The organism is Embleya sp. L77 (assembly GCF_055557415.1).
The window spans coordinates 1,368,854-1,388,316 of the sequence record NZ_CM145709.1; the positions used below are offsets into that span (position 1 = coordinate 1,368,854).

Sequence of the window (19,463 nt, forward strand, 5' to 3'; positions counted from 1 at the left end):
TCGGTCCCAGGCTCCGCCCCGCTCCCCCGACAACACGAAGGCCGTCTGCCGTATGCCGCCCATATCCGCGTCCCGCCTCAGTCAGAAGGTCGTGGTCGGCGCCGTCTTCGTCGCCGCGATGTTCGTCAACATCCTCGACGTCACCATCATCAACGTCGCGCTCCCCGCGATCGGCAAGGACCTGGGCGCGTCCCAGGCGAGCCTGGCCACGGTCGCGGTCGGCTATCTGGTCAGCCTCGCGGTGTTCATCCCCGCGTCCGGCTGGCTCGGCGACCGCTTCGGCACCAAGCGGATCTTCCTGATCGCACTGGCCCTGTTCACCGGCGCGTCCGCACTGTGCGGACTGGCGCAGAGCATCGATCAACTGGTGCTCTTCCGGATCCTCCAGGGCGCGGGCGGCGGCATGCTCACGCCGGTCGGCATGGCGATGATGTTCCGGGTCTTCCCGCCCGAGGAGCGGGTGCGCGCGTCCCGCATCCTGATGGTCCCCACCGCACTGGCCCCCGCGCTGGGCCCGGTGCTCGGCGGCCTGCTCGTGGACAAGGCGTCCTGGCACTGGGTCTTCTACATCAACCTGCCGGTGGGTGTGGCCGCGTTCGTGTTCGGCCTGGTCTTCCTGGAGGAGTACAAGAACCCCAAGGCCGGTCGCTTCGACCTGCCCGGGTTCGTCCTGTCCGGGGCCGGCTTCGCGCTGCTGATGTACGCACTGAGCGAGGGCGCGACCAAGGGCTGGGGCTCGCCGATCATCCTGTCCACCGGGATCGCCGGCCTGATCCTGTGCATCGCGATGATCTTCGTCGAGCTGCGGGTCAAGGAGCCGATGCTGCACCTGCGGCTGCTCCGCGACCGGTTGTTCGTCAGCACCAACGTGGTGTCGATGGTCAACTCCGCCGCGTTCCTGGGCGTGCTGTACGTCTTCCCGCTCATGCAGCAGCAGGCGTTCGGCAAGTCGGCCCTGGAGACCGGTCTGCTCACCTTCCCGGAGGCGTTCGGCGTGGTGATCGCCACCCAGTGGGTCTCGCGCCTGTACCCGGTGGTCGGACCGCGCCGGCTGATGGCGGGCGGCCTGCTCGGCATCGGCGCGTGCGCGGCGCTGCTGGCCCTGGTCGACGGCGACACCGCGCCCGCGCTGATCGTGGTGCTGATGTTCTGCACCGGCGCCTCGATGGCGCACGTGATGATCCCGATGCAGGCGGCCGCGTTCGCGCGGACCGCGCCGGCCGACAACGGCCGCGCCTCGACCATCTTCAACGTGCAACGCCAACTCGGCTCGGCCCTGGGCGTCGCGCTCCTGGCGAGCGTGCTCGCCGGAATCGGCACGATGACGACCCACTCCGGCGGCGTCCCGAGCCCGAACCTGCACGCGTACCACGTGGCCTTCCTGGTCGCCGCCGGCCTGGCGGTCCTCGGCGCGATCGCCGCCCTGACCATCCGCGACACGGACGCGGCCTCGACGCTCCGCAAGAAGACCGAGGTCGTCCCGGCCAAGTCCCCGGCCACCGAAGGCGCGTCGGTCTGAGACGACCGGGCGGCGCGGGGCATCCCGTGCCCGTGCCGGGCCACTGCCGGCGACGCGGTCACATGCGCCGTGGCCTCGTCCGAAGTGCCTCGGTTACGGAGCCTTCGGGCGGCCCCGTACTCCCGCAGCCCGCCGTCGCCGATCCGGCGGTGACGGATGCCGGCTGCTTGCTCGTGCGGTAGAGGTGTCGCCCCGGTGTCACCGGGTCCGGAAGTCAGGTCGTAGGGGCGCGCCGCAGGGCTGTTTCGTCCCACGAGTGGGCGGATGCGCGTGGGACCGGGTATACGGCCCTGCCGGACGTGGCAGGGCCGTATCGACGGTGGCCCCGTCACGCCCGGAAGCGCCAGGACACGTGGGCGGAACGCCGGCGCATCGATTCGCGGCGCTCGGGTGCGTCGACGGCGCGGGTGTCGGGGACGAGGTGGTTGCGCACCTCGTCGCGCGGGACCACACGGGTGCGGACGGTGGGCTGTTCGTGGGGGTCGAGCCAGCGGTGTGTGGCGAAGACCTCCGTACGGCCTTCGGTGTCCAGCCAGTTCGGCACACCGGGGTCCAGGGCGCCGATTACGACCCGGATCAGACCGTCCGGATCGGCCTCCGCCTGCACGTGGTTGAGCGAGGTCTGCCGGTTGGCGAAGTCGAGCGACTCGAACCAGCCGGGGCTGTACAGCTGGAGGTCCCACTGCGCCGAGACGCGCGGATCGGTCTCCACGATCAGCACCTGATCATCCGTCAGCCGCACCCGGGCGAAGCCGTACACGACCTCCTTGACCCCGCCGGCCACCGTGGACGGTGTGCTGAACGTGTTCACCGGCTGCCGGTCGCCGGTGGTGCGCACCCAGTCGTTCCAGACCTCGATCGAGTTCTCCACCGACGTCGCGGCGCTGTCGAGCATCCCCGCGACCCGCTCCGGGGTGACCCGTGCGGCCGGTTGGCCCTGGGTGTCCAGGCGTTCCAGGGCCAGCATGGCCGGTTGTTCCGGCTTCCAGTCGAAGTAGTAGTCGCGTACGTGCAGGACCCGGGCGTCCGGTGTCAGGCGGACCCAGTTCCCGGGTTGCTCGGCGGCACTGAGGATGATCTCGACGGTGTCGCCGGGCCCGACACCCAGCGCGGTCGAGGAGGTCTCCGCAACGATGTCGGTCCGCCCGGAGTGCATGTCCCCCGGCTTGACCTGGAGGACGAACTTCTCGCACGCGTTCATCGTCACGGTGAGCCGGTACACACCGTCCCCGGAGATCGGCGCACGGCGCGCGTTCTGGTCCACGTTCGGCCCGCCCCAGCGGTACGCGAGGTCGTTGTGGGTGAAGAACGCCGGGTTCTGCGGATCGGTCGCGGCGAGTTGGTAGGTCAGCCAGCAGGCGACCTGATTGGCCAGGTGCCGGATCCCCTCGGCCCGATCGGTGTCGGTCGCACCGGGGAAGTCGGCCTCCAGGATGCGATCGCCCAGCGCGGCCATGCGCTCGCAATAGGCGCGCCACGCGGTGCCGTTGACGACCTCGTGCGCGGATGCGTCGTTGCGCTGCGCGTCGTCGCGCGGGTCGTCGCCCTGCGGGTGCGTGCGGTGGGGGTCGTTGCGGTGCGGGTCGTTCGTGTGCCGCAGGCTCGGGTGCACGTCAGATCTCTTCCGTCGGGACCAGGAACCGCTTCTGATACTCCGTCAGCCGAGATCGTACGTCCTCCCGGTCCAATCCGAGGTCGTCGAACGAATAGTTGTGCCGCCCGTGCCTGCCCTGCGGACGATCGGCCAGGTGCGCGCGCATCGCGTCCTCCGCCTCGGCGGTGAGGTCGAGACCGAACGTGGCGTACAACTCGCGCACCACCGCGATCGGATCGCGCATGAAGTCGGCGTAGGCCGAATCGTGCCAGTCCGACTCGGCGATCCGGCCCGCGTCGCGAAACGCGGTGAGCCGGTCGTAGGCGGTGCACCACAGATCGCTCTGGGTACGGGCGACGTCGCGAATGTCGGACGCGTTGCCGTACGCGTGGTGGATCGTGGCGATCAGGCTGCTCAGCGACGCGAGCACGGTGAGCGGGTCGCGGTGGGTCACCGCCAGACGCGCGTCCGGGTAGACGTCGACCAGCGCGTCCAGGGTGAGCAGGTGCGCGGGCGACTTGAGCACCCACCGGTTCCGCCCCGGGGTACGGCGCTGGAGGATCTGCAGGACGAGCCGGTGGTAGGCGTACGCGGGCCGCATGTCGCATTCGGCCAGCCACGCGGCGTAGGACGGAATCGCGAACTGCCCGGTGAAGTCCTCGGATCGGAACGCGAGCGCGTGCGCGCTGATGCACTCCTTGGGCAACGTGCCGCTCTTCTCGTGGATCGCGTCCATGGCCGGCACCGCGGCGGTGATGAACCGGATCTCGCGCTCGGCGAGCCCGATCCGCGGGTCGGCGTCCCGGGTCGCGGGCTCGGGCGGCGGCACGGGCCGCAGGAACTCCCAGGTGGTGGGGACCCGGTTCGCCGGATCCCGAGCCAGCAGCGCGTGCAGGATCGAGGTACCGGTCCGCGGGCCGCCGGTGACGAAGATCGGCCGGTGGATCTGCTCGTCGAGCACGCCGGGGTCGTCCCGTACGTAGCGGGCGATCTGGAGCCGCACCTCCAGCAGCCGGGCCACCCAGGTGTGCGCCCACCAGCGGCCGACCCGATCGAGGTCGGCCTCGTGCTCCAGCGCGTACAGCAGCCGGTCCAGGCCCTCGCGGAAGCCCGGGTCTTGCTCGCCCAGGCCGTCCTGGCCCGGGCCGTCCTCGCCCGGGTCGTCCTGGCCCGGGTCGTCCTGGCCCGGGTCGTCCTGGCCCGGGTCGTCCTGGCCCGGGTCGCTCAGTCCGGTCCTGGCCCGCGCCTCACCGAGCAGTGCGTCGGCGTCGAACGGCCGGTCGAGGTCGTCGGTGAGCGGCGGGATGTCGCCGGCGGCAAGGGTCTCGGTCCAGGCGGCGCGCTGCGGTGGTGTCCAGGGCATGACTGGGCCTCTCCCTCACGTTCGGATTCGCGGCCGAACGCCAGGCGGCGTGGCCTCGCCGCAGATTAGCTCTTTGTGAAGGTAAATCTGAAGGGCCGTCAGATACTTGTCCGGGGGTCGTCGGGTCGTCGGGTGGTCAGGTCGTCGGGCGTCGCACGGGCGAGGAGTGGGCAGGGCGGTGGGCCGGGCAGCGACTTGGGCGGTGGGTCGGGTGTCGGGTCGGGGAGGCGGGTCGGGGCGTCGGGTCGAGGAGGCGGCTCGCCTGCCGGTTGTCGCGCGGCGGGCCGGATCCGGGGCGCGGCGTGGCGCCCCGTACCGTACGAATCCTCGATAGCAATGTGGATGGAGAGTCGTGAGCGAGCGCAACGTGGTCTGGCACGAGGGCGGAGTGACGCGCGAGCAGCGTCCGGCGCCCGGAGCGACGATCTGGTTCACCGGTCTGTCGGGCTCGGGCAAGTCGACGGTCGCGGTGATCGCCGAGCGGCTCCTGGTCGAGCGCGGGATCACCGCGTACCGGCTGGACGGCGACAACGTCCGGCTCGGTCTGAACGGCGACCTGGGTTTCGGCGCCGAGGATCGCACCGAGAACATTCGCCGGGTCGGCGAGGTGGCCCGGCTGTTCGCCGACGCGGGCGTGATCGCGATCGTCCCGGTGATCAGCCCGTACCGCGCCGACCGCGACCGGGTCCGCGCCCTGCACGCCCGGGACGGTCTGCCGTTCCTGGAGGTGTTCGTGGACACCCCGATCGAGGAGTGCGAACGTCGCGACCCGAAGGGCCTGTACGCCAAGGCCCGGCGCGGCGAGATCGGCGACTTCACCGGCATCTCGGCCCCGTACGAAGCCCCGGAGAAGCCGGAGTTGCGGCTCACCCCGGCGGACGGCGACCCGGAGCAGCAGGCGGAGCGGCTGCTCGCGCTGCTGGAGACGGTGGTCGGGGGGTAGGGCGGTGGGGGCGGGGGTCGGCGGGTTGGCGGGTTGGCGGCCGAGATCGGCGGTCGGCAGTAGGTGGTCGGCGGTAGTCGGTCGGCGGTCCGCGCGGTAGGTGACGTGCCGTCAGGGCCCGGGTATCCCCCTCGGATATCCGGGCCCTGACGCTGTGTCGGGTCGCTCGCGCCGAGCGGCCGATACGAACGGCCGACCGCTTCGATGGTTGCCGACCCGCTTGGTTGCGGCCGGCCGCTCAGTGCAGCAGGCCACCCGTGGCGGGCTTGCGGCCGTGCTTCATCAGCAGCGCGATCCCGAGCGCCAGCACGCCGCACACGATCAGGATCCAGAAGCCGGTGGTGAAGGCGTCCGTGGTGTAGGTACAGCCACGCGGGTCGCATGCGTCGACGGTGGCCATGCCCTGGCCGGTCGGCGAGGGACCGGTGATCCGTAGGCGGTTGTTGGTGAAGATCGGTGCCAGCAGCGCGACGCCGACCGAGGCGCCGAACGACTGGGCGACCACCAGCATGCTGGACGAGATGCCCTGCTGCTCCTGCGGTACGGCCTCGATGATCAGGTTCGGCGCGGCGGCGTAGTACATCCCGAAGCCGATGCCGTAGACCACGCCGCAGATCAGCATGAGCTGCCACGAGTCGTGCAGGAACAGGTACATGAAGCCCGCGACGGTCAGCGTGGCGACACCGACGATCATCGGCATCCGCAGCCCCCGACGCTGCCCCCACAGCCCGGCCAGCGGGCCGGCGATCATGCTGGACATGGACTGCCAGATCAGTACGTGCAGGGCGAGTCCGAGCAGGGTGAAGCCGAGTGCGTAGTCGAGCGAGTCGTTGAACGAGACGGCCGCCTTGACCTGGTCGGCGATTCCCGCCCACATCGCCTCGGGTGCGCCCATCGCCTTGGCGCCCTGGACGGCGCCGTCGCCGTACTTGTCCAGAGTGCTCTGCTTGATGTTGTCCGGGGTCAGGCCCATGTAACTGGTGAGGTAGTTCTGAATGCCGATGATCATGTTCGCCAGGAACGCGATCCCGAGCACGAGCGCCACCCGCGGGGCGGTCAGCAGCTTGAGGTCGATGATCGGGTTCTCCACCCGCTTCTCCCACAACACCCACAGGCCGATCACCACGATGCCGAGGACCGCGTACCCGAACGCGGACGGCTTGCCCCAGCCCCAAGCCTGACCCTGGCTGATGTAGAGCAGGATCAGCGCGAGCCCGACACCGAGGATGACGCCGCCGACGTAGTCCACCTTCTGCGGGACGCGCAGCTTGGACTCCGGCACCACGACCACCAGCAGCGGGATCAGCACGAGCATGTAGACGACCAGGAACCAGAACAGCGAGCGCCAGGAGTAGTGCTCGGTGAGCACGCCGCCGACGACCGGCGCCAGCGCGGCGGAGAGCCCGAGGCCGGTGGCCGAGACGCCAATCGCGACCGGGATGAACTTGCGCGGCATCAGGTCGCGGATGAGCCCGTACACGACGGCGGTCATGCCGAACGCGACCGCCTGGAGCGCGCGGCCGAGCAGGAACAGCGGCCACGAGCTGGTGAGCGCGCAGATCAGCGAGCCGAGCAGGAACGAGACGCTGGTCGCGAGCAGCAGCCGCTTCTTGCCGTAGACATCCGAGAGCTTGCCGATCAGCGGGCTGACCGCGCCGCCGACCAGGCCCAGGATCACCACCATCCACGTGATGCTCTCGCCGACGGACCGGAACGACGGGGCGATTTCCGGCACGGCCGAGGAGATCATCGCGTACTGGAGCGGCACGACCTCGGAGAACATGACCACGACGGCCAGGACGGCCAGGACTCGGCCCTTGGACACGCCCTCCAGTCGACCGGTGTCGACCGAGGACGGGTCGGATTCGGGCTCCGGCGGCTTCGCGGATACTTCAACGGTCGCAGACATACCGGTACTTTCCGTTCTGTGCAGGGGCGCGCGCCGGACACGTGTCACCACTGCGACACGTCCGGTTTTGTACGGAATCTTTGGGGGCAAAGCGCCGCTCGGCCTCGATGGGGCGGGCACGCATCTCGTGGACGCTGCCAACCGGATCGGTGCACTCCAGCCGAACTGGTTGACAGTGTTTAGCACGCCGGGGAGGTGCGGGGAAGAGCAACAACCGAGCCGTGGGCCATTTGATCCCGTTATGCGAAGAAAATTCCCTGACGACCCGTCAGCTAACTGTCGCGGTTGGGGTGGGGTGGGGTGCGCTGGGGGTTGGGTTGGGGTGGGTTGGGTTGGGTTGGGGTGGGTTGGGTTGGGGTGGGTTGGGTTGGGTTGGCTTGGAGGTGGGGTTGGGTCGGGGGTCGGGGTCGGGGTCGGGCGGGGGTCGGGAACTTCGCTGCTGCGTTTTGGTGGGGGCGGCGGTGCGGGTGGCTTCTCGGCTGCGCGTTGGCGGCGCGGGACGGGCGAGGATGGGTGGCTTCTGCGCGTTGGGGGGCGGGACGGGCGAACGCGGGCGGCTTCGGTCGGAGGGTGGCGGGGCGGCCCGGGGCCGGACCCGGGCCGTGGCCTCGCGGGGTTGCCTGGGGGGCGACGCGTCTTCCCGGGTGGGTCGGCTGCCGGCGGAGCCCATGCCCGACGGTGCACGTTGCGTCTTGGCCGGGTCGGGCGCGGGTGGCTTTGTGCTAACCGGTCGGCGTGGTCCGGCGGAGATCGGCCCGGTCCCACGGTCACCGGCGGTCAGGAGCCCTGGGTCCCCCGGCGAGACGCGGGCGTTGCTTGCCGGAAAGGCGCTGGCAACGGCGGAGCGGGAGGGCGGCCCGGCAAGGTTCGCCGGGGGGCCTTCCCGAGTGGGTCGCGCGTTCTCGGCCGGCGGTCGGGTCTTGGTAGGCAGCGGGTGGCTTTGTGCTAACCGGTCGGCGTGGACCGGCGGAGATCAGCCCGGTCCCACGGTCACCGGCGGTCAGGAGCCCTGGGTCCCCCGGCGAGACACGGCCGTCGCCTGCGGAGAAAGGCGCTGGCAACGGCGGAGCGGGTGGGTGCTTTCGTCAGGTCCGCCGGTGAGCCTTCCCGAGTGGGCCGGGCGCTCTCGGCCAGCGGTCGCGACTTGGTCGGGTCGGGCGCGGGTGGCTTTGTGCTAACCGGTCGGCGTGGTCTGGTGGAGATCGGCCCGGTCCCGGGGTCACCGGCGGTCAGGAGCCTTGGGTTTCCCGGCGAGATGTGGGTGTCGCCTGCGGAGAAAAGCGCTGGCAACGGCGCGGAGGGGTGGGCGCCCCGGTCAGGTTCGCCGGGGAGCCTTCCCGAGTGGGCCGGGCGTTCGCGGCCGGCGGTCGGGTCTTGGTAGGCAGCGGGTGGCTTTGTGCTAACCGGTCGGCGTGGACCGGCGGAGATCGGCCCGGTCCCACGGTCACCGGCGGTCAGGAGCCCTGGGTCCCCCGGCGAGACACGGCCGTCGCCTGCGGAGAAAGGCGCTGGCAACGGCGCGGAAGGGTGGGCGGCCCAGTCAGGTCCGCCGGGGGGCCTTCCCGGGTGGGCCGGGTGTTCTCGGCCGGCGGTCGGGTCTTGGTGGGCAGCGGGTGGCTTTGTGCTCACCGGTCGGCGTGGCCTGGTGGAGATCGGCCCGGTCCCACGGTCACCGGCGGTCAGGAGCCCTGGGCTCCCCGGCGAGACGCGGGTGTCGCCTGCGGAAAAGGCGCTGGCAACGGCGGAGCGGGTGGGTGCTTTCGTCAGGTCCGCCGGTGAGCCTTCCCGAGTGGGCCGGGCGCTCTCGGCCAGCGGTCGCGACTTGGTCGGGTCGGGCGCGGGTGGCTTTGTGCTAACCGGTCGGCGTGGTCTGGTGGAGATCGGCCCGGTCCCGGGGTCACCGGCGGTCAGGAGCCTTGGGTTTCCCGGCGAGATGTGGGTGTCGCCTGCGGAGAAAAGCGCTGGCAACGGCGGAGCGGGAGGACGGCCCGGCAAGGCTCGCCGGGGAACCTTCCCGAGTGGGCCGGGTGTTTCCGGCGGGCGGCGGGCGTTCGGTGGCGAGCGGGGGGGGAAGTGGGGTGGAGAGTGGGCGGTTTCGGTCGCCGGAGTGCGAAACCCCGCCCTCGGCACGCGGTTTCGCCGGTCGTTCCCGCTAAACCGCAGGTCAGCGGACAGTCTTGGGCTCGAATGCGTCTCGGGATCCGGATCGAGCCCCGCGAGACCCGCCGGGGGGTTTCCTCTCGGCCGACCCGACCCGAAACGCCCGCCGAAACGGCACGACCCGCTCGGGGAGGTCTCCCGGCGGGCCGGGCAGAGGGGCCGGCGTGGGGTTGGGGGTCTCGATCCGGATCGCGGAACGGCTTTCGGCGCATAGGATTCCCGCCGACCTGCGGTTTTACAAGAGCCGGGCCGCGTGTGTGCCTGTCGCGGGCCGGGTTGTGCACTTCGGCAACCGAAACCGCCCACTCGCGGCCCCACTTGGCCCCGGCCATTGAACATCCACCGCACGCCGAAAACACCCGGCCCACTCGGGAAGGTTCCCCGGCGGACCTGACGGCAGTGCCCACCCGTTCGCCGTTGCCAGCGCCTTTCCGACGAGCAACGCCCGTGTCTCGCCGGGGAGCCCAGGGCTCCTGACCGCCGGTGACCGTGGGACCGGGCCGATCTCCACCAGGCCACGCCGACCGGTGAGCACAAAGCCACCCGCTGCCCACCGAAGCGCGACCGCCGGCCGAGAACACCCGGCCCACCCGGGAAGGCCCCCCGGCGGACCTGACTGGGCCGCCCACCCTTCCGCGCCGTTGCCAGCGCTTTTCTCCGCAGGCAACACCCACATCTCGCCGGGAAACCAAGGCTCCTGACCGCCGGTGACCCCGGGACCGGGCCGATCTCCACCAGACCACGCCGACCGGTGAGCACAAAGCCACCCGCTGCCTACCAAGACCCGACCGCCGGCCGCGAACGCGCGGCCCACTCGGGAAGGTTCCCCGGCGAACCTTGCCGGGTCGTCCTCCCGCTCCGCCGTTGCCAGCGCTTTTCTCCGCAGGCGACACCCACATCTCGCCGGGAAACCCAAGGCTCCTGACCGCCGGTGACCCCGGGACCGGGCCGATCTCCACCAGACCACGCCGACCGGTTAGCACAAAGCCACCCGCTGCCCACCCAAGCGCGACCGCCGGCCGAGAACACCCGGCCCACTCGGGAAGGTCCCCCGGCGAACCTTGCCGGGCCGCCCTCCCGCTCCGCCGTTGCCAGCGCTTTTCTCCGCAGGTGACACCCGCGTCTCGCCGGGGAGCCCAGGGCTCCTGATCGCCGGTGACCGTGGGACCGGGCCGATCTCCGCCGGACCACGCCGACCGGTGAGCACAAAGCCACCCGCGCCCGACCCGACCAAGACGCAACGCGCACCACGCACCGCTAACAACCCACCCACCCGGGGCGGCATCCCGCACCTCGTACCCCGGCAGCCTGCGACCCGAGGGCCGGCCCCGGACCCAGCCCCGATCCCGGCCCAAGCCGAAACCCCGGACCCAGCTTCGATCCCGGCCCAAGCGGAAACCCCGATCCCAGCCCAAGCCCGGCCCCGATCCCACAGCCCCGCCAACCTCCAGGCGCAGCCGCAGAGTTCCCGACTCCTCCCCCAGCCGAAGTCCCCAACTCGCCCCCGGCCCCCGCCCAGCACCCCGCAGTCCGCACCCCGCGCCCTCCCCCAACCCTCACCCCAAATCGTGGAAAGCCGAGGCGACCTCCGTCCAGCGTTCGACCGACTCGGTGTCCTCGCGCCATGTGCTCACCGCCGAGTAGGCGACGACGCGCGTGGCGACTCCGCGGTATCGGCTCATCAGGGCCTCCGCCAGGCCGTCCCATGGGGCGCTTACCGTCAGGGTGTCCAGCACCTCGTCGTCGATCGCGGCGGCCATGCCGGCGCGGTCCTTGGCGCCGAAGAGGCGGTGCAGGCGGGGCTGGAGGTCGTCCCAGCCGTGCGTCTCGAAGACCTTGGCGTAGCCGGGCGTCGAGCCGTAGAAGGCCAGCCGCATGCGGAGTTTGGCGCGTTCGGCCTCGATCTCCTCTTCGGTGTCGCCGGTCGCGGTCATCACCGGGCAGACCAGCGCGAAGTCGTCGGCCGCGCCGCCGGCGGCGAGTTGGGGACGGACCACCTCCCGGATGTAGCGCACGCTGTGCAGCGGGTGGATGTGCAGGCCGTCGGCCACCTCACCGATCATCCGCAACATCCACGGGTTGACCCCGGCCAGGTAGATCGGCGGGTCGGCGATCGAGCCGCCCGGCGTCCACTCCGGTGTCATCAGCGTGAATTGATAGAAGTCGCCCTTGAAGCGCAGTCGTTCCTCGCCTCGGAAGGCCGCCCAGATCGCCCGCAGCGCGCCGACGTACTCGCGCAACCGCGGCCCCGGTCGGTCGAACTCGGCCGAGTAGCGCCGCTCGATGTGCGGTCGCACCTGGGTACCGAGGCCCAGGACGAATCGGCCGCCGGTGGCCTCGGACAGTTCCCAGGCCGCCGACGCGGTGACCATCGGGCTGCGCGCGAACGCGACCGCGATGCCGGTGCCGACGGTGAGGCTCTCGGTCGCCAGCGCCGCGGCGGTCGCGGCGGTGTACGCGGTGCGGCCACCTTCGGTGAGCCATAGCCCGTCGAAGCCGGCCCGCTCGGTGGCGGCTGCGGCGCGTTGCATGCCGCGCAGGGTGAGGCCGGCTGCCATGACATCGAGCTGAGGGGGCGTCACTTGTTCTCCTGTACAGAGGATTCCGCGGATTCCGCTTCGCGTACACGGTCCCACGCGCCGGTGACCGTGCCGCTCCAGCGCGGCGCGCGCCGTTCCGACCAGGCGCGCGGGCCCTCGCGCGCGTCGTCGGTGCCCATCAGGATGCGGTGGTACGCGGTTTCCAGCCGTTCCACCTCTTCCGGGCCGGCGTCCGCCCACAACAGGCGCTTGGTCAGCGCGGCCGACACCGGGTGCACGTTGGTGGCGATGTCCTGGGCGATCTCCATCGCAGCCGGCAGCACCTCGGCCGCGGGCAGCGCACGCGACGCGAGCCCCAGCGCGAGCGCCTCGCTCCCGCGGAACGTACGCCCGGTCAGCAGGATGTCGGCGGCCACCGCCCGCGACGTGGCGGTCGGCACCGTCCAGTGCGACTGGGCATCGGGCACCATCCCGCGCCGAACCTGCGGAATCGCCAACTTGGCGTCCTCGGCCACGATCCGGATGTCGCACTGCATCGCCAGGGTGAACCCGATGCCGATCGCGTGCCCGTTGATCGCCGCGATCACCGGCTTGCGCACCGCCCAGGCAGGCGGCTGCACCGGCGATGCGCTGAAGGCCCGCGCACCGGGTCCCGGGCGCGGCCCGGTCCTGGACTCCGGACCCGCCCCCGCTCCCGGCTTCGCCCCCGGCCCCGCAAAGGTGTCCGCCGCCGGCGACATGTCGGCGCCCGCGCAAAACGCCCGCCCCGCACCGGTCAGCACCACCGCCCGCACGGCATCGTCCGCATCGCAGCGCGCGTAGGCGTCCCCCAACGCGATGCCCATCCCTCCGGAGAACACATTGAGCAGGTCGGGTCGATCGAGCGTGACGACGGCGACGCCGTCACGGATGGCGAATCGGATCACTCTGGGACGGTAGGCCGATTCCTTGACATGGTCAAGTGAAACTTCCCGGGCGGACGACCGGGCCCGACGGTGTCTTCGACCACCCACCCGGATCCCACACGGCGGTGGCGGCACGGCCGCCGAGGTGGCGACGCAACGACGCAGCGACCCGGCGACGCAGCAGATTGTTGACCAGATCAAGGAGCGATCCCTAGGGTCTGGTCAAACACTGTCACGAGGGGACTCCACCATGACCAACCCGTTCGGGTTCGAGGGTAAGCGCGTTGTCGTCACGGGGGGCTTCTCGGGTGTGGGGGCGGCCCTGGTCGAGGTGTTGGCCGAGCAGGGTGCCGAGCACATCACCGTGCTCGACGTCAACGAGCCGACCGGTTCGGCGCAGACGTTCATCCGGACCGACCTGTCCGACCCCGCGTCCGTGGACGCCGCCGTCGCCGCGATCGAGGGCCCGGTGCACGCCCTGTTCAACAACGCGGGCGTGGCCGGCACCCTGCCCGCACCCGCCGTGTTCGCGATCAACTACCTTTCGCTGCGCCGGTTGACCGAGTCACTCGTGGCCAAGGACGCCCTGCCCGAGGGCGCGGCAATCGTGAACACCGCCTCGATCGCGGGCATTTCGTGGCCGGCCCACCTGGAGGCGATCAAGCAACTGATCGCGATCGAGGACTGGGACGCCGCGCAGGAATGGCTCGCAAGCAACGAACTCGGCAGTGACGCCTACAGCTACAGCAAGGAACTCGTCCAGGTTTACACGATGCACTACGCCCGCACGGCCTCCGCGAAGGGCCTGCGAATCAACAGCGTGTGCCCGTCGCCGATCGACACCCCGCTGCTGCCGGACTTCCGCAAGACGATCTCCGACAAGGTGATCGACTGGAACATCTCCCAGGGCAACGGCCGACTCGCCACCGGCCGCGATGTCGCCCTCGCACTCGCGTTCCTGGGCTCGGACGCCTCCGGCTTCGTCAACGGCGTCAACATCAACCTGGACGGCGGCTTCAACGCCGGCCTCACCGTCGGCAACCTCGACTTCTCCGGCCTCGCATAACCGGCAGGCGACACCCGACGCGCGGTGCCCCGCCGAACACCGAACCAGGCGGCGGGGCACCGGCGTTCGTCAAGAGTCGGTGCCACTGGTCAAGAGTCGGTGCCACCGCGAGAGCCGTCCAGGAGGCCGCGGGGCAACGAGGTTGGCCACACCCGGTCCTGCGCGTGGCGGCCCCCGCACCCCCGCGGGGCGACGGGGCCAACGCGGTTTCGACGCGATCGGCACCGTAAGGGCTGTCCGCTGCGCGGGCCGTACGGCTGTCCGAGTCCTTGCGCTGCGAACCGGCGAGATCCCCGACGTCCCCTGGTCTGCGAGAAAGGGCCGGGAGCAGGTGCAGGACGAGCTTCCGGTGCGGAGCTGACAGCATGGGCTCATGGACGATGCAGTGGATCTCGGCGGGTTCGGTGTGCGCCGCGCGAGCGAGTCGGAGTCGGATGCGCTGATCGGGATCGACACGGTTGCGATCGAAGGCGACATCGGGCGACAGGCGAGCATCCGAAAGTGGTGCCGGGAGGGCCTGGCGGTCGTAGCGGAGGACGCGTCCGGCCTGCTCGGTTATTGCGTGGTCGAGCACACCTTCTTCGAACAGGGCTTCGTCACGATGCTGATGGTGGCCCCATCGGCCCGCGGCAAAGGAGTCGGTCGTCGGCTGCTGGACGCCGCGGCCGCCTCGTGTACGACTCCCAAGCTCTTCACGTCGACCAACGTCTCCAACCAGCCGATGCAGCGACTGCTCCAAAAGGCCGGATGGAGTCCGGTCGGCCTTCTCCACGGCCTCGACGAGGGCGACCCCGAGCTGTTCTACCTCCACCGACCGCAGATGCCGGCGCAGTGACCGAAGCGTCGCCTACACGGATGCGTTTGCAACTCATCAACCGGGCCGGTGAAGAAAGCGGCACCGGGCGTACGCGCGGTACACGAGATGCCCCGCCACCCACCGAATTGGGCGACGGGGCATCGGCGTTCGTCAGACGGCCAGGGCCGCCGTGAGGGCAGCCCACGAGACTCCCGGGACAACGAGGTGGCCCACGCTGAGACCGCTTGTGCCGAACGCGGCATCGAGCTTCGGGCACGGTTCTTCGGGATGGGGAGGTGCCACGCATCGACGAGTTCCCGCTCGGTCGCTGTGTGACCATTCAGCCCCCGGGCCATACCGTCCTCTGGCTCAGATGGGAGAATGAGGTTCACCAAGTGCCGCGCCCGTCCGGCCGGTAGGCCCTTTGCAGTGGATCTTGGTGGAGCCGCTGAATGTGCGGCCCGAAGCAGGCCACGTGTCTGCCGAGACGGCGCCGGTCGCGTGGAACGTCCCGACCGGCAGGGCATGTTCGTCCGGGGCATGGCCCGGTCATCCCAGGCCGGTGGACGCAAGCCGCCCTGGCAGCGGCCTCGGCGGCAACGCTGACCGAAACTCCCGAGCTCGAGTGTCGGAACGATCTGGGCTTTCTTCCGCATGTCATGACTCAGCGGAGTGAGTCCGTAGCGCATTGACACGTGTCACGGGTAACAAGCGTTACATGACATCATTTGACTCCTTGCTGTCGGGCGGATGCAAGGAGTTGTAGATTCCAAAGGCAACCAACCGGTCGGCTTCATGCTTCGACAGTCGAGGATCCCCGCATGTCCAGAATTGCCAAGCTCGCTATCGCCGGCCTCATAGCCGCCGGTTCACTCTCCGTCGCCTCTCCGGCCATGGCCGCAGAGGGCGGTACGTCGCAGAAGCCGACCGCCGAGTCGTCCTCCTCGGGTGATGTCGGTGTCAAGTCCTATCCCTGGTGCACATCGCTCACCAACGGCAAATTGTGCTCGACGTTCGTCAACTTCGAGGCCGGCGAATGGGGCGCCCAGGTCCAGGTCGGCTACAACAAGACCGGGGGCTCGGCCGTGAATCGCCGTTTCGGGCACGCCCACGGCGGCGGGAACCACTGGGGCAACTGGGAATGGCAGGGCAAGGGATCCACCAGCTATACATGGGACTACTGGCGCTACGGGTGCGACACCGTGGTGGGCTTCATGGAGGCCGAGGGCAACGGCACCTACCGCATCCCGCCGATGAGCCTGTGCTGATCTGATCCACGCGTGGCCGGGACGGACTCCCGGCCACGCACGCTCGTCTCGACCTGTCGGCCCCTGCACTTGCGAGATTCCTTTGCTCACGGCGATATTTCGTGACAACACGTCCCTGTGGACGGCTCTGATCCTGGCGATCGCCGTTCTGGTACCCGCAGGCGCGGTCGTCGCCCGACGCTGCGGGCGCGCCGGGACCCTCGGCGCCCTGTTCGCCGGCAGCCTTGCCGTCGAACTGGCGGCCACGCTGCATCCCGAAGGCGCGATATCGGGGGGCAGCCGGGGCTGCGTCGTCAACAGCGACATGTTCCTCGCGGTCGGCACGCAGCAGTGGTTGATGAACCTGGTGATGTTCGTACCCGTCGCCCTGTTCGCCGGCCTGCTGTTCCGGAACACCTTCCTGGCTGTGGCCACGCCGATACTGCTGTCGACGGCCACCGAAGTCGCGCAGGCCCTGGTGGGCTTGGGTCGGGCCTGCGACTCGGACGACGTCGTCGCCAACTCCGCGGGAGCGATGGTCGGCGCCGTCCTGGCGTTCGGGATCAACCGATTCCGGCCGAAGGACGAACCCCCGCAGGCACGGCACGGTGCGGGGACGGAAACGGGGTTCGCACGCGCCCTGGCCCCGCCCGCTCCCCTGTACGGCACGATCGCCGGCTTCGTCGTCCTGGCAATCGTGTGGGCCGGGTGGATCGAGCGTCTCCCATATGGGGTGGACGGCGCGTTCGAGGCCGACGGCAAGCAGCGGGCCGTCGCCGAGCGCGTCACCCGTTCCTTCCTCGGAGCCGACACCGACATCCAGCGAATCCAATACATCAAGAGCGCGAACGGCATGCCGCCGATCCTGGCCGTCTCGACACCGGGCAAGTCTCTGGAAATCCAGTGGCCTAGCGGCGAGTTGAGTCAACTGTCGGACAACCGGCCCGTCACCCAGGTCCCCGCCGCGGAACGCCTGCCCGCCCCGAGGATCGAGGCTAACGCAATCGCCTTCATGCGCGAACACTTCCCCTGGGCCGGCGGCGCACACCATCGGATGGACCCGAGCGGGGAGTGGGGCGACCAGCACGTCGGGTGGACCTCCGTCGTCGACGGCGTCCTGATGCCCAAACGCCTGGACATTGTCTTGGATGCACGAGGCGACGTAGCCACGATCAGCGCCCGCAACATCCCCGACCCCGTGCTGCCCCCGGCCCGCATCCGTGACGAATCGGCCGCCCGCCAGGCGATGCAGCGAGCCCACCCCGACCTGACCCCACAGGCCGGCGTCCTACTCGCCGTCGAACACCGCGGCCAATGGCGGCCCGCTTGGCGCTTCCCGCTCACCGACGCCACCCACCCCAATCCGATCGCGATCGGCATGCTCGATGCCGAAACCGGCGAAGTCCTCCAGTAGTCCTATACATCGACAGCGAGTCGCGCCGCCCCAATCGGCGATGAATACGGTCTGTGCTTCGCGGATGTGGATGCCGTCGACGGCGGCACGTAGGGCTGTATCAGCGCTGCGATCGTGAACCTGGGCATCGGAGAGGGGATAGCCGATACCGGATACGGGTTTGACCGGGCCGACGAGGCTCGGCTTGTGCCTGATGTTGAAGTTCTTCGAGATCGAAGCCCGATTCCCGGAGTTCATCGAGGAGTTCCCTCGGCCCGCGGTGGAGTCGGTGGGAGCGGGCGATCAAGATGTACCCCCCGGTCCCCCCGGCCTGCGTCGCGAGATCCACGGCGGGCTCCAAGTCGTGAAGAACTGGAACAGCGCCAACACCGTGCTCCACTACGGCAGGACGGCGCCCTGACCGGCCCGGACAAGTAACACGCCGAGACCTCGATGCTCGCCCTGCACCTGCTCCAGTCCGCGCTTGTGCATGTCAACCAACCGATCGGCGTCACCGAGCCCGTGTGCTCGACCTCCAGCCGGCGCGGGCGGGGCACCACGTCGCGGAAGGCTACGCAGTGGCCGCTCGGGATGATCTCGCTCGGAGCGAGTAGAGGATCGGGAGGTAGGTGTCACCGAACGGGAACCGACAAGTGCCGTCGGGTCCTTGAGGCAGGATGCGACGTCCGGGGATTTCGGCCTCGGTGTGCTCGACGAGCCGGTCGACGATCAATCCCGATCCAGCGGCCGCTGTCACGATCTCGCCCACCGAGTGCGGGTACTGGACCACCTCCTGTGCGGTCATCGGCAGGTCCGGGTCCGCATATGTGTCCGATACGACCTCACGCTGGGGCTCTCCTCCGCCGTAGGGCCAGTCGGCCACGAGCGGCTCGTAGGTGGCCAGGGTCTGGTAGGCGGGATGCAGGTCGACCAGCACCAGCCTTCCACCCGGCCGCAGTGCCGTCGCCGCACCACGCATCCACGCGCCAAGGTCCCCGATCCAGCACAGCACTCCGTAGGTGGCGATCACCAGATCGAACCTGCCCGCCAGGTCGGACGGTAGGTTCTGCGTGTCCGCCTCGACGAAATCGGCGGTCAGCCCGGCGAGCTCGGCCAGCTCGCGTGCCCGGACGATCGCCGTCGACGAGAAATCGACACCGGTGACCCTGGCACCCAGACGAGCCCAATTGAGTGTGTCCATGCCGAAGTGGCATTGCAGATGCAGCACGTCCTGTCCGGTCACATCACCGGCCAGTTCCAGCTCGATCCCATAGAGCGTCTGCCGGCCCGCCAGAAACGAATCGACGTCGTAGAGCATGTCGTTGGGAGTCGTGCCATGCATCCGGGCACGGGCATCCCAAAGGGCCCGGTTGCCGAGCCCGTCGTCGGGAGAGTTTCCGTTCATGTCCGCAGTGTGGCAGGCCGATTCGAGCAAGCGCCGATAAGGCGCGGTCCCGGTCCGGTAGATCGTCTTGTCGTAAGGCGAGAGCAACCGACCTATGTGGAGCGGGAGTTCATCGCGCCGTACCTGCCCGTTCAGCCGGAGCACCTGTTGATCTCAGCCGTCGGTCGGTGTCGTCCCCCCGAACGGCCTCGCCGGCGTGGTCCTACTCAGCGATGCACCGCAGGGTGCCCGCAGCTCCCGATCAGCGGCCGAGTCGTCGTGAGACACCGGGCGGCCAGGTGGCGGGAACCATCGAGTGCAACCGACTGAAAGCCATACCCGGTGTCTCTGGGTCTCCAGACCTTACGACTGGCCTTGGTCAACCCGTACAACAACGTAGGACCGACCGACCGGGCCGGCCTCAGTCCACCGCAGAGTCGGCCGCGTCGGGGTTGCCAATGTGAAGTCGAGCTGCGGAAACAACGTCGAACAGGCGGTCCGATCCTCGACTTCCCCGGCTCGACGTGGCAGAGGTCGGATACGCGATACGCGGATAGGAGGCCGACGGGACGCCGACAAATCGGTGACCGTGCAGGCGTTCCATGCGGTAATTTGCGCCGACCGGCAAATAGCCAGGGCTTCGT

Annotated in this window: 13 protein-coding genes; 7 read left to right on the plus strand and 6 right to left on the minus strand. The window is 69.8% G+C overall.

The window, feature by feature from the left end:
* Positions 1–52 precede the first annotated feature (52 nt).
* Positions 53–1,519, plus strand: coding sequence for an MDR family MFS transporter (locus tag ACZOOI_RS05515; RefSeq protein WP_465279692.1), 1,467 nt, complete (start codon positions 53–55; stop codon positions 1,517–1,519).
* A gap of 328 nt (positions 1,520–1,847) precedes the next feature.
* Here ACZOOI_RS05515 and ACZOOI_RS05520 read toward each other — a convergent pair whose 3' ends face one another.
* Positions 1,848–3,131 (minus strand): DUF1214 domain-containing protein, encoded by a 1,284-nt coding sequence (locus ACZOOI_RS05520; RefSeq protein WP_465279693.1) that lies wholly within the window; start codon positions 3,129–3,131, stop codon positions 1,848–1,850.
* 1 nt (position 3,132) lies between these two features.
* Positions 3,133–4,476, minus strand: coding sequence for a sulfotransferase family protein (locus ACZOOI_RS05525; RefSeq protein WP_465279694.1), 1,344 nt, complete (start codon positions 4,474–4,476; stop codon positions 3,133–3,135).
* A gap of 352 nt (positions 4,477–4,828) precedes the next feature.
* Between ACZOOI_RS05525 and cysC the strand changes: the two genes are divergently transcribed.
* Entirely contained in the window at positions 4,829–5,419 is a 591-nt protein-coding gene (gene cysC / locus ACZOOI_RS05530) for an adenylyl-sulfate kinase (RefSeq protein WP_465279695.1), read from the plus strand.
* Positions 5,420–5,657: 238 nt separating this feature from the next.
* Here the strand turns inward: cysC and ACZOOI_RS05535 are convergent, their stop codons facing one another.
* The 3 genes from ACZOOI_RS05535 to ACZOOI_RS05545 all read right to left on the minus strand — a co-directional run bounded on the left by ACZOOI_RS05535 (position 5,658) and on the right by ACZOOI_RS05545 (position 12,954).
* Positions 5,658–7,328 (minus strand): MFS transporter, encoded by a 1,671-nt coding sequence (locus ACZOOI_RS05535; RefSeq protein WP_465279696.1) that lies wholly within the window; start codon positions 7,326–7,328, stop codon positions 5,658–5,660.
* A gap of 3,716 nt (positions 7,329–11,044) precedes the next feature.
* The gene (locus tag ACZOOI_RS05540) at positions 11,045–12,070 is read right to left on the minus strand and encodes a TIGR03617 family F420-dependent LLM class oxidoreductase (protein WP_465279697.1); all 1,026 of its coding nucleotides are present in this window, start codon (positions 12,068–12,070) and stop codon (positions 11,045–11,047) included.
* Complete coding sequence (locus ACZOOI_RS05545; protein WP_465279698.1) at positions 12,067–12,954, minus strand: enoyl-CoA hydratase/isomerase family protein; 888 nt, start codon at positions 12,952–12,954, stop codon at positions 12,067–12,069. The genes ACZOOI_RS05540 and ACZOOI_RS05545 overlap by 4 nt, the downstream gene beginning before the upstream one ends.
* A 229-nt stretch (positions 12,955–13,183) precedes the next feature.
* On the opposite strand from ACZOOI_RS05545, the gene ACZOOI_RS05550 reads away from it, so the two are divergent.
* From ACZOOI_RS05550 to ACZOOI_RS05570, 5 genes are all read left to right on the plus strand, one after another.
* Positions 13,184–13,999: a coniferyl-alcohol dehydrogenase gene (locus ACZOOI_RS05550; protein ID WP_465279699.1), complete on the plus strand. Its 816-nt coding sequence runs from the start codon at positions 13,184–13,186 to the stop codon at positions 13,997–13,999.
* Positions 14,000–14,372: 373 nt separating this feature from the next.
* Entirely contained in the window at positions 14,373–14,834 is a 462-nt protein-coding gene (locus ACZOOI_RS05555) for a GNAT family N-acetyltransferase (RefSeq protein WP_465279700.1), read from the plus strand.
* Positions 14,835–15,616: 782 nt separating this feature from the next.
* The gene (locus tag ACZOOI_RS05560; protein WP_465279701.1) at positions 15,617–16,063 is read left to right on the plus strand and encodes a hypothetical protein; all 447 of its coding nucleotides are present in this window, start codon (positions 15,617–15,619) and stop codon (positions 16,061–16,063) included.
* Between the two features lie 82 nt (positions 16,064–16,145).
* On the plus strand, positions 16,146–17,456 hold the full coding sequence (locus ACZOOI_RS05565; RefSeq protein ID WP_465279702.1) for a VanZ family protein: 1,311 nt from the start codon (positions 16,146–16,148) through the stop codon (positions 17,454–17,456).
* Between the two features lie 193 nt (positions 17,457–17,649).
* A complete protein-coding gene (locus ACZOOI_RS05570) occupies positions 17,650–17,856 on the plus strand; it encodes a hypothetical protein (RefSeq protein ID WP_465279703.1) in 207 nt (68 codons plus the stop codon).
* 150 nt (positions 17,857–18,006) lie between these two features.
* Here the strand turns inward: ACZOOI_RS05570 and ACZOOI_RS05575 are convergent, their stop codons facing one another.
* Positions 18,007–18,927, minus strand: a complete 921-nt coding sequence (locus ACZOOI_RS05575; RefSeq protein ID WP_465279704.1) for a class I SAM-dependent methyltransferase — start codon at positions 18,925–18,927, stop codon at positions 18,007–18,009.
* Positions 18,928–19,463 lie beyond the last annotated feature (536 nt).